The sequence below is a fragment of the Mesorhizobium sp. M2C.T.Ca.TU.002.02.1.1 genome, from assembly GCF_003997225.1.
This window is the reverse complement of record NZ_RZTO01000157.1, coordinates 1-9,759: the sequence shown is the minus strand read 5'-3', so window position 1 is coordinate 9,759 and position 9,759 is coordinate 1. Positions and strand designations below refer to the sequence as shown.

General features: G+C 63.8%; 12 protein-coding genes. 9 read left to right on the top strand and 3 right to left on the bottom strand.

The window, feature by feature from the left end:
- The first annotated feature begins 191 nt into the window (after nucleotides 1-191).
- Nucleotides 192-890: a B12-binding domain-containing protein gene (locus EOD07_RS11275; RefSeq protein ID WP_040982454.1), complete on the top strand. Its 699-nt coding sequence runs from the start codon at nucleotides 192-194 to the stop codon at nucleotides 888-890.
- Between the two features lie 85 nt (nucleotides 891-975).
- Here EOD07_RS11275 and EOD07_RS11270 read toward each other — a convergent pair whose 3' ends face one another.
- Nucleotides 976-1,110, bottom strand: a complete 135-nt coding sequence (locus EOD07_RS11270) for an EncA/B family entericidin (RefSeq protein WP_127235501.1) — start codon at nucleotides 1,108-1,110, stop codon at nucleotides 976-978.
- Between the two features lie 53 nt (nucleotides 1,111-1,163).
- Between EOD07_RS11270 and EOD07_RS11265 the strand changes: the two genes are divergently transcribed.
- The gene (locus EOD07_RS11265) at nucleotides 1,164-1,796 is read left to right on the top strand and encodes a DUF1638 domain-containing protein (RefSeq protein WP_127235500.1); all 633 of its coding nucleotides are present in this window, start codon (nucleotides 1,164-1,166) and stop codon (nucleotides 1,794-1,796) included.
- 12 nt (nucleotides 1,797-1,808) lie between these two features.
- Here the strand turns inward: EOD07_RS11265 and EOD07_RS11260 are convergent, their stop codons facing one another.
- Nucleotides 1,809-2,723, bottom strand: coding sequence for an NAD(P)-dependent oxidoreductase (locus EOD07_RS11260; RefSeq protein ID WP_127235499.1), 915 nt, complete (start codon nucleotides 2,721-2,723; stop codon nucleotides 1,809-1,811).
- A 125-nt stretch (nucleotides 2,724-2,848) separates the two neighbouring features.
- Here EOD07_RS11260 and EOD07_RS11255 point away from each other — a divergent pair, with 125 nt between their 5' ends.
- The 6 genes from EOD07_RS11255 to EOD07_RS11230 all read left to right on the top strand — a co-directional run bounded on the left by EOD07_RS11255 (nucleotide 2,849) and on the right by EOD07_RS11230 (nucleotide 7,454).
- Nucleotides 2,849-3,424 carry a DUF4893 domain-containing protein gene (locus EOD07_RS11255; RefSeq protein ID WP_127235498.1) on the top strand — a complete coding sequence of 192 codons (576 nt, stop codon included), beginning with the start codon at nucleotides 2,849-2,851 and terminating at the stop codon, nucleotides 3,422-3,424.
- Nucleotides 3,425-3,508: 84 nt separating this feature from the next.
- Nucleotides 3,509-4,291 (top strand): formyl transferase, encoded by a 783-nt coding sequence (locus EOD07_RS11250; RefSeq protein WP_127235497.1) that lies wholly within the window; start codon nucleotides 3,509-3,511, stop codon nucleotides 4,289-4,291.
- A gap of 132 nt (nucleotides 4,292-4,423) precedes the next feature.
- Complete coding sequence (locus tag EOD07_RS11245; RefSeq protein ID WP_041003951.1) at nucleotides 4,424-4,726, top strand: virulence factor; 303 nt, start codon at nucleotides 4,424-4,426, stop codon at nucleotides 4,724-4,726.
- Nucleotides 4,719-5,309 carry a methylenetetrahydrofolate reductase C-terminal domain-containing protein gene (locus EOD07_RS11240; RefSeq protein WP_127235496.1) on the top strand — a complete coding sequence of 197 codons (591 nt, stop codon included), beginning with the start codon at nucleotides 4,719-4,721 and terminating at the stop codon, nucleotides 5,307-5,309. The genes EOD07_RS11245 and EOD07_RS11240 overlap by 8 nt, the downstream gene beginning before the upstream one ends.
- Complete coding sequence (locus tag EOD07_RS11235) at nucleotides 5,306-6,397, top strand: methylenetetrahydrofolate reductase (RefSeq protein ID WP_127235495.1); 1,092 nt, start codon at nucleotides 5,306-5,308, stop codon at nucleotides 6,395-6,397. Before EOD07_RS11240 ends, EOD07_RS11235 begins: the two co-directional genes overlap by 4 nt.
- Before the next feature lie 79 nt (nucleotides 6,398-6,476).
- A complete protein-coding gene (locus EOD07_RS11230) occupies nucleotides 6,477-7,454 on the top strand; it encodes a methyltetrahydrofolate cobalamin methyltransferase (RefSeq protein ID WP_127235494.1) in 978 nt (325 codons plus the stop codon).
- A 79-nt stretch (nucleotides 7,455-7,533) separates the two neighbouring features.
- Here the strand turns inward: EOD07_RS11230 and EOD07_RS11225 are convergent, their stop codons facing one another.
- Entirely contained in the window at nucleotides 7,534-7,776 is a 243-nt protein-coding gene (locus tag EOD07_RS11225) for a hypothetical protein (RefSeq protein ID WP_116390195.1), read from the bottom strand.
- An 86-nt stretch (nucleotides 7,777-7,862) separates the two neighbouring features.
- Here EOD07_RS11225 and EOD07_RS11220 point away from each other — a divergent pair.
- Nucleotides 7,863-9,759, top strand: a 1,897-nt coding sequence (locus EOD07_RS11220; protein ID WP_127235492.1) for an ASKHA domain-containing protein, incomplete at its 3' end; no start/stop codon positions are given.

The following is a 9,759-nucleotide window of genomic DNA, read 5'->3' as shown; positions in this document are numbered from 1 at the left end:
CCCTATTGGAAACGGCCAGCCAGCGCCAACGCCTGTCGCAAAATCGACAAGAAAAGCGCCAATTTTTCAGTCGCTTTCCTTTTGCGGGAAGTCGCAAATCAGCTATGGCTAGCTTGCCCTCGCGGGTTAGGTATTGGCGCATCGATTTTTAGGCTGCCGCAGTGGATCCGAGCAGCAAGGAGCCCGAGAATATGTCCGACGACGAGATCATCCTTTCCGAGCTTTCCGACGACGAACTCGTGCAGCAGATGCATGACGACCTCTATGACGGTCTGAAGGAAGAGATCGAGGAAGGCACCAACATCCTTCTGGAGCGCGGCTGGCAGCCCTACACGGTGCTGACCGAAGCGCTGGTCGAGGGCATGCGCATCGTCGGCGAGGACTTCCGCGACGGCATCCTGTTCGTGCCGGAAGTGCTGCTCTCGGCCAACGCCATGAAGGCCGGCATGGCCATCCTGCGTCCCCTGCTTGCCGCTACCGGCGCGCCCAAGCAGGGCAAGATGGTGATCGGCACCGTCAAGGGCGACATCCACGACATCGGCAAGAACCTCGTCGGCATGATGATGGAAGGCGCCGGCTTCGACGTCATCGACCTCGGCATCAACAACGCGGTCGAGAAATATCTGGACGCCATCGAGCAGCACCAGCCCGACATCATCGGCATGTCGGCGCTGCTCACCACCACCATGCCCTATATGAAGGTCGTCATCGACACGATGAAGGAAAAGGGCATCCGCGACGATTATGTCGTCCTGGTCGGCGGCGCGCCGCTCAACGAGGAATTCGGCAAGGCCGTCGGCGCCGACGCCTATTGCCGCGACGCCGCGGTGGCCGTCGAGACCGCCAAGGATTTCATGAAGCGCAAGCACAACGTTCGCGCTTCCGCCTGACCCAAGGCATCAGGATGGATCGACAAGAAAAGCCGCGCCTTGCAGCGCGGCTTTTTTGTTCCCAGATGATGGACGAGGCTGCCGATCAGTTGACAGTGTCTTTGACCGCCCTTGCCGTCGATTTGACGTCCTTGCCGACGCCCCGGATGGCGTTGGCGCAGGCGGTGAGTGCAAGCGCGCAAGCCAGGATGGCGATTGGCGCGATGCGTAGCAGTTTCATGGACGGTGTCTCCCTCGACAGATATTAAGCCCCGCAGCGAAAGCCGGTCCGACTTGGTCAAGACGCAAAAAACGGAACCGAATCAAACAGACAGGCTGCTCGTCATCGCCTGCGGGATGATTGCGCGCGAAGTTTTGGCCGTCAAGCAACAGCTAAAGCTCGACCATCTCGAGCTGACCTGCCTGCCGGCCGAGTTCCATTTCTATCCGGACCGCATCGCGCCGGCGATGGACAAGGCGATCGAGAAAGCCAAGGTGGAAGGCTACCAGCAGATCTTCGTCGGCTATGCCGATTGCGGCACCGGAGGCCTGCTCGACCGCGTCATCGAGAAACACGGTGTCGAGCGCATGGCCGGGCCGCATTGCTTTGCCTTCTACCAGGGCGCGGAGGCCTATGCGAAGGTCGCCGACGGCGACATGATGTCGTTCTACATGACCGACTTCCTCTGCCGCCAGTTCGAGGCCTTCTTCATCAAGCCGCTCGGCCTCGACCGGCATCCGGAGCTGATCAAGGATTATTTCGGCAACTACGAGAAGCTGATCTATCTCGCCCAGACCGACGATCCGGAGCTCGACAAGGTCGCCGAGAAAGCCGCGGCCATGCTCGGCCTCACCTATGAGCGCCGCTCGACCGGCTACGGCGACCTGACCAGCGAACTGGCGCGGGCGGCACGCAGCACCGCCTGAGAAGGCTGGCGTTCAGACCTCCGCTTCCAGCGCGGCAAGCACGTCGGCAAAGCTCGTCTTGCAGACGAAGCCCAGTCGCTCCCGCGCGCGCGACGGATCGTAGACGCGGTCGATCGACGAAAACATCGTCCAGCCCTTCCTCGCATAGAGCCGGGGATAATCCGGGAAATAGCGCGCGACGACGGACGGCGCGTCCGCGATCAGCTCGGCGCAATCCTGCGGCCGGAACGGTGGCAGCGCCGAGACGATGAAGACGTCGAAACCCAGGCTCGGCGCCCTCTCCAGCGCCGCGACATGCGCCTCGGCCGCGTCCTCTACCGTCAGCCTGCGAAACAGCAATTCGTTGGCCTTGGTGTTGGCGTCCGATTGCTCGATCGCATGCGCCATGTCGTCCGCCTCGGGAAAGAAGCGAGCCGTGCGCAGCACCACCACCGGCAGCCCATGCTCGATATGGTAGAGGCGGCAGAGATGCTCGGCGGAAAGCTTCGTCACGCCATAGATGTTGCGCGGCTCCGGCGACATCTCTTCCGTCAGCCAGGCGGCCTTGCGCGCGCCACCCCGGAAGCCGGCGCGGATGGCCTGCGAGATCATCAGCGACGTCGTCGAGGTGAAGACGAAGCGCTCCACGCCGCAGGCCACGGCCGCGTCGAGAAGGTTGAGCGTCCCCTGAATGTTGGTCGCGACGAAATCCATGTTCTCGAAATGCTCGATGTTCGGCTTGTGCAGCGCGCCGCTGTGAATGATGGCCTCGATGCGATTGTCGCGGACAGTTCCGAAGACCAGGTCGCGGTCTGCGACCGAGCCGACGACTTGCGTGCGCGCCGAGAGAACCGGATCGAGGCCGACCACCTCATGGCCGAGCGCTTCCAATCGTGGCTGGAGCGCGCTGCCCAGCCAGCCGGACGATCCCGTGAGCAATATCCGCATCGATCAAACCGCCATTTTTTCGAGCACACGCTGTTAAGCATGGATGACAGGCGGTAGCGAACCGGTAAGTTGTGCGCCAGTGACGAAAAGAACTGTTCCAGCCATCGATTTGAGGAAACGATTTCATGACCCCTCGCCTGCTTTTTGCCGTCTTCGGCCTCATCGCCCTCACCTTGCCCGCCCACGCCGACGGCGAAGTGCAGACGCTGATCACTGCCGCCGACAAGGCACGATTGGATAAGTATGGCGAAACGCGCAAGGCAGCCCTCGAAGAGGCCAAGGCCGGCAATTCCTCCGAGGTCAAGCAGTTGGATGACCTGCTCGCCAGGCCGCTCGTCGCTTTCTCAGACAAGGACCTCACCGGCAACTGGAAATGCCGCACCATCAAGGCGGGCGGCATCAGCCCGCTCGTCATCTATGGCTGGTTCAAGTGCAAGGTGACCGACGACGGCTCCGGCTGGCGGCTTACCAAGACCAGCGGCTCGCAACGCACCACCGGCCGCTTCTTCGACGATGACGAGAAGCGCTCGATCTATCTCGGCTCTTTCTCGGTGAACAACGACAAGGCCAGGCCCTATGGCAGCGGTCCCGAAAGCGACCAGGTCGGCTACGCCTTCCGCAACAGCGCCACCGAATGGCGGATCGAATTCCCCGCGCCCTATTACGAATCGAAGCTCGACATCATGGAATTCAAGCGCTGAACCGGGTACTGAAACGCCTCCGGCACACCAAGGATTAACCCGCCCCGCATAGCATGCGCCCGGTTTTCCAAGCGGGTGCTTGCCGTGGCAGCGTCGGAATCGAGTACGCGACCGATCGTGGTCGTCACAGAAGGTGGCCCGCATATCTGGGCCATCGTCAATGCGCTTGCCGATCGGGTCGGTCCCGTCAGCGTCATCCTCGAGAACCCCGAATCCAAAAAGCGCCTGCTCATGGGCCGCGCCCGGCGGCAGGGCTGGGTCTCGGCCGTCGGCCAGCTTGGCACGATGGTGCTGACCAGGCTCGGCAAGCGCTTCCTGGCCGGTCATGCCGAGCGACTGATCGCCGAGGAAAAGCTCGCGACCGAGCCACGACAGGGCCAGACGATCGTTCATGTGCCGTCAGCCAACGGGCCGGAGTGCCTGAAGGAAATCGCCAGCATCGGACCGGGCGTCGTCCTGCTCGCCGGCTGCAGGCTGCTGTCGAAGGACATGCTGGCCAGGATGCCTTGCCCGGTGCTCAACTACCATGCCGGCATCGCGCCAAAATATCGCGGCATGAATGGCGGCTACTGGGCGCTGGCCTCCGGCGATCAAGACAATTTCGGCACTACTGTTCACCTGGTCGATGCCGGCGTCGACACCGGTGGCGTGCTGAAGCAGGCGCGCGGCAGGCCCAAGACGGGCGACTCGATCGCCAGCTACGCGCTGCGCCAGGCGGCGTTTTCACGCGATATCTGCGTCGAAGCGGTGAAGAATGCGCTGGCCGGCAGACTGGAAACCATCGATCCCGGCCTGCCGTCCAAGCAGTGGTATCACCCGACGATCTGGTTCTATCTCTGGACCGGCCTGACCAAGCGCGTCTGGTGATCGGCAGGTAACGGACAGCATTCGCTTTGCGCCATCGTCAGCGTCGCTTTTGAAGGCGCGCGCGTCGTCCCATAACAAGCGGGCCAACAGCGCATGCGGCAATGCTCCGACATATCGAGGAGTTGAGAATTCATGGCCGATCTGATCGTCGTCTATTGGCGCGACATCCCCGCCCAGGTCATCGTCAAGAAGGGCCGGCAGAACGCCAAGCGCGAATTGCCGCTGCGCTTCACCGAGGCGATCGACATGTGCGCCATGCGCACCGGCGCCGGCGGCACCGACGACTATCTGGCCGAATGGCGCAAGGCCGACCCCGTCCCGGTCGGCGACGACATCGAGGCCGAGGTCGAGAAGGCCTATCAGGAACTCGACGCGAAATATGACCGCGAGCGGCTGGTCGCTCTGGTCAAGGCTGGCGGGAAAGAAAATGTCTGAGAAGCAGCCGGCGGTCACCCAGGCCACATTGGTCAAGAAGGCAGCGCCGAAATCCGACTACAAGCCTGCCGACGTGTCGCCGCAGCGCCGCGTCCAGCGCACTTTCGCCGTGCGCCTGTGGTCCATCCGCCATTCGCGGTTGCTTGAATGGTTCTACAGCCGGTTCGCCGATGTCTTCCTGCTCCTGCACCCTCTGTGGAAGGGCATCGGCTACGGCCGCGTCGAGGCTCCGGTGAAATTCGTCGAGAAGCGCGTCAAGGGCTTCATGTTCGACTGCCGCATGTGCGGCCAGTGCGTGCTCTCCTCCACCGGCATGTCGTGCCCGATGAACTGTCCCAAGCAGCTGCGCAACGGCCCTTGCGGCGGCGTGCGCGCCAACGGCAATTGCGAGGTCGAACCGGATATGCCTTGCGTCTGGGTCAAGGCCTGGGAGGGCTCGCGCAACATGGTGCATGGCGACAAGATCCTGACCGTGCAGAAGCCGGTCGATCAGTCGCTGCGCGAAACTTCGGCATGGCTGAGGGTGACCGCGCAGGCCGCCGCCGCGCGTGAAACGGCACAGACCCCCGGAGCTTCGGCATGACCGCCCTTCAGCGTGACGAGAACCCGGCCGGTATCCACCTGCCGCTCGATCCCCTGCCCGGCCACACTTCGCGCGGCCGGCTGGAGCGCGTGTTGCGCCGCGGCGAATTCGCGGTGACCACCGAGCTCAACCCGCCGGACAGCGCCGATCCGGAAGACGTCTACAACCGCGCTAAGATTTTCGACGGCTGGGTCGACGCCATCAACGCGGTCGATGCCTCGGGCGCCAACTGTCACATGTCCTCTGTCGGCATCTGCGCGCTGCTCACCCGCATGGGCTACGCGCCGATCATGCAGATCGCCTGCCGCGACAAGAACCGCATCGCCATTCAGGGCGACGTGCTGGGCGGCGCCGCCATGGGCGTCGCCAACATGCTCTGCCTCACCGGCGACGGCGTGCAGGCCGGCGACCAGCCTGGCGCCAAGCCCGTGTTCGACCTCGATTCCATGTCGCTGCTCGAAACCATTCGCATCATGCGGGACAACGGCAAGTTCCTGTCCGGTCGCAAGCTGACGACGCCGCCGCAGGTGTTCCTTGGTTGCGCGGTCAATCCCTTCGCGCCGCCCTACGACTTCCGCCCGATCCATCTCGGCAAGAAGATCGCGGCCGGCGCGCAATTCGCGCAGACGCAGTACTGCTTCGACGTGCCGATGTTCAAAGCCTTCATGCAGAAGGCCCGCGACCTCGGCCACACCGAAAAGCTCTTCCTGCTTTGTGGCGTCGGTCCGCTCGCTTCCGCCAAGACGGCGAAATGGATTCGGTCCAACGTGCCCGGCATCCACATCCCCGACGCGGTGATCAAGCGGCTGGAAGGCGCGCAGGATCAGAAGAAGGAAGGCAAGCAGCTCTGCATCGACATCATCAACGAGGTGAAGGAAATCCCGGGCGTCGCCGGCATCCATGTGATGGCCTACCGCCAGGAAGAATATGTCGCCGAGATCGTCGATGAATCCGGCGTGCTGAAAGGCCGCCAGCCCTGGAAGCGCGAGATCCGCCGCGATGACCAGATCGTCGCCGAGCGTCTCGACCACATACTGCACGACGAGCTTACCGAAACCCAGGTGGACATGGTGAAGACCGCGCATTGAGACGTAGTCGGCACGCATTCACTTGAACCAAATCAGATAACGATATAAAGAACTCTTTATATCCCGACGGAGAGATCGCATGACCCGCACCATCGTCGCCTCGGCGACCCGAGAAATCGTCATCGGCTTCGATCAGCCCTTCTGCGTGATCGGCGAACGCATCAACCCGACCGGCCGCAAGAAGCTCGCCGCCGAAATGGTTGCAGGCAACTTCGAGACCGTCATCAAGGACGCGCTGGAGCAGGCCGCCTGCGGCGCCACCATGCTCGACGTCAATGCCGGCGTCACCTCGGTCAACCCCAATGAGACGGAGCCGGGCCTGCTGGTTCAGACGCTGGAGATCGTGCAGGGACTGGTCGACCTGCCGCTGTCGATCGACTCTTCCGTCACCGCCGCGATCGAGGCCGGACTGAAGGTCGCCAAGGGCCGTCCGCTGGTCAACTCCGTCACCGGCGAGGAAGAGAAGCTCGAGGCCATCCTGCCGCTGGTCAAGAAATACAACGTCCCGGTCGTCGCCATCTCCAACGACGAGACCGGCATCTCGATGGACCCGGATGTCCGCTTCGCCGTCGCCAAGAAGATCGTCCAGCGCTGCGCGGACCATGGCATTCCTTCCCATGACGTCGTCGTCGACCCGCTGGTGATGCCGATCGGCGCGCTGGGCGACGCCGGACGCCAGGTGTTCGCGCTGCTGCGGCGGCTCCGCGAGGAGCTCAAGGTCAACACCACCTGCGGCCTCTCCAACATCTCCTTCGGCCTGCCGCACCGCCACGGCATCAACGCCGCCTTCATCCCGATGGTGATCGGCGCCGGCATGACGAGCGCCATCATGAACCCGGTCCGGCCGCAGGAAATGGAAGCCGTGCGCGGCGCCAATGTGCTCAACGGCACCGACGAGAACTGCACCAACTGGATCCGCACCTATAAGGATTACAAGCCGGCCGAAGGCGGCCATGCCGTTGCCGCTCCGGTCGCGGTGACCGCTCCCGGCGACGGCGCCGCCGCTGCCGGCGGCCGTCGCCGCGGCGGCCGCGAAGCCCGCATGGCGAGGGGATAAGCGCGCAATCGTGAACCGCACCGCAAACAAGGCTGGTCCGATCGCATCGCGGATGCGCTCGGGCAGCTCTGCTTTGCGTTCAGGCCACGCCCAATATGGCGTCGAACAACGCCATCCCCGCCCACGATCCGAAGATGCCCGTCACGCCGCCGACGATGAAATCATCGTCATAGGCGGGCCAGTATGCGTGCAGCACCAGGGTTCCGACGATCGCGCCGAGAATCCCGGTGGCGAGGTATTGCGGATTGCGCAGCCACGAGCCCTTGATCACGCGCACCATGGTGAACGCGGTGAAGATGGCGGAGAGCAGAAGATCCGACATGGTTGGCCCCTGGACCAACGGACTCTCCGCCCAATAGTAAAACGATCCGTTAAACGGCATCGGCAGCCATTGAGACACGTGCCAGCATGAATCCTCCCCCCAACATCACCGATCCGCTCGTCCTGTTCATGCCGTCGGGCAAGCGCGGCCGGTTCCCCGTTGGAACGCCGGTCCTCGATGCCGCGCGCCAGCTCGGCGTCTATGTCGAAAGCGTGTGCGGCGGCCGCGCCACTTGCGGGCGCTGCCAGATCGAAGTGCAGGAAGGCAATTTCGCCAAGCACAAGATCGTCTCGTCCAACGACCACATCTCGCCCAAGGGCGCCAAGGAAGAGCGCTACGAGCGCGTCCGCGGCCTGCCCGAGCGGCGCCGCCTCTCCTGCTCGGCACAGATCCTCGGCGACCTTGTCATCGACGTGCCGCAGGATACGGTCATCAACGCGCAGACCATCCGCAAGGACGCCGACACCAGGGTGATCGCCCGCGATACGGCGATCCGCATGTGCTATGTCGAGATCGAAGAGCCCGACATGCACAAGCCGCTCGGCGACCTCGACCGGCTCAAGATCGCCCTGATGAAGGACTGGGGCCTCAAGAACCTCGAATTCGACTTCTATCTGCTGCCGCAGGTGCAGGGCATCCTGCGCAAGGGCAACTGGACCGCGACGGCCGCCATCCACAAGGATGCCGACAGCGACATCGCTCGCGTCATCGCGCTGTGGCCCGGCCTCAAGAACGAAGCCTATGGCCTCGCCTGCGACATCGGCTCGACCACGATTGCCATGCATCTGGTGTCGCTGCTCTCGGGCCGCGTCGCCGCCTCTTCCGGCACCTCCAATCCTCAGATTCGCTTCGGCGAGGATCTGATGAGCCGCGTCTCCTATGTGATGATGAATCCGGACGGCCGCGAGGGCATGACGGTCGCCGTGCGCGAGGCGGTCTCCGGCCTTGTCGACAAGGTCTGCGCCGAAGGCAACGTCCAGCGCGCCGACATCCTGGATTCCGTCTTCGTCGGCAATCCGATCATGCACCATCTCTTCCTCGGCATCGATCCGACCGAGCTCGGCGGCGCACCCTTCGCGCTCGCCGTCTCCGGCGCGGTGCGCATCAAGGCCTCCGACATCGGCCTGAAGCTCAACCAGGGCGCGCGCCTCTACATGCTGCCCTGCATCGCCGGCCATGTCGGCGCCGATGCGGCCGCCGTCACGTTGTCGGAGGGCCCGCATCGCCAGGACGAGATGATGCTTATCGTCGACGTCGGCACCAATGCCGAGATCGTGCTCGGCAACAGGACGCGCGTCGTTGCGGCCTCCTCGCCCACCGGCCCCGCCTTCGAGGGCGCGGAAATCTCAGGCGGCCAGCGCGCGGCGCCAGGCGCCATCGAGCGCGTGCGCATCGACCCGGACACGCTCGAGCCGCGCTACCGCGTCATCGGCTCGGAGCTGTGGTCCGATCAGCCGGGCTTCGCCGAAAGCGTGCAGGCGACGGGCGTCACCGGCATCTGCGGTTCGGGCATCATCGAAGTGATCGCCGAGATGTATCTGTCGGGCATCATTTCCGAGGACGGCGTCGTCGACGGATCGCTCAGCATGCGCTCGCCGCGCATCGTGCCCAACGGCCGCACCTTCTCCTACGTGCTGAAGGAAGGCGAGCCGAAGATCACGATCACCCAGAACGACGTGCGCGCCATCCAGCTCGCCAAGGCGGCGCTTTATGCCGGCACCAAGCTGTTGATGGAAAAGCAGCACACCGACCATGTCGACCGCATCCATTTCGCCGGCGCTTTCGGATCCTTCATCGATCCGAAATACGCCATGGTGCTTGGCCTGATCCCGGATTGCGACCTCGACAAGGTCTCGGCTGTCGGCAACGCCGCCGGCGCGGGCGCGCGCATGGCGCTCCTCAACCGCGGCTACCGCCGCGAGATCGAGGAGACGGTGAGCAGGATCGAGAAGATCGAGACGGCGCTGGAGCCAAAGTTCCAGG

Bases quoted from the DNA above. Each gene is read 5' to 3' on its own strand.
- EOD07_RS11275 (WP_040982454.1), top strand. From the start codon at position 192: ATGTCCGACGACGAGATCATCCTTTCCGAGCTTTCCGACGACGAACTC.
- EOD07_RS11270 (WP_127235501.1), bottom strand. From the start codon at position 1,110: ATGAAACTGCTACGCATCGCGCCAATCGCCATCCTGGCTTGCGCGCTT.
- EOD07_RS11260 (WP_127235499.1), bottom strand. From the start codon at position 2,723: ATGCGGATATTGCTCACGGGATCGTCCGGCTGGCTGGGCAGCGCGCTC.
- EOD07_RS11255 (WP_127235498.1), top strand. From the start codon at position 2,849: ATGACCCCTCGCCTGCTTTTTGCCGTCTTCGGCCTCATCGCCCTCACC.
- EOD07_RS11245 (WP_041003951.1), top strand. From the start codon at position 4,424: ATGGCCGATCTGATCGTCGTCTATTGGCGCGACATCCCCGCCCAGGTC.
- EOD07_RS11240 (WP_127235496.1), top strand. From the start codon at position 4,719: ATGTCTGAGAAGCAGCCGGCGGTCACCCAGGCCACATTGGTCAAGAAG.
- EOD07_RS11235 (WP_127235495.1), top strand. From the start codon at position 5,306: ATGACCGCCCTTCAGCGTGACGAGAACCCGGCCGGTATCCACCTGCCG.
- EOD07_RS11230 (WP_127235494.1), top strand. From the start codon at position 6,477: ATGACCCGCACCATCGTCGCCTCGGCGACCCGAGAAATCGTCATCGGC.
- EOD07_RS11225 (WP_116390195.1), bottom strand. From the start codon at position 7,776: ATGTCGGATCTTCTGCTCTCCGCCATCTTCACCGCGTTCACCATGGTG.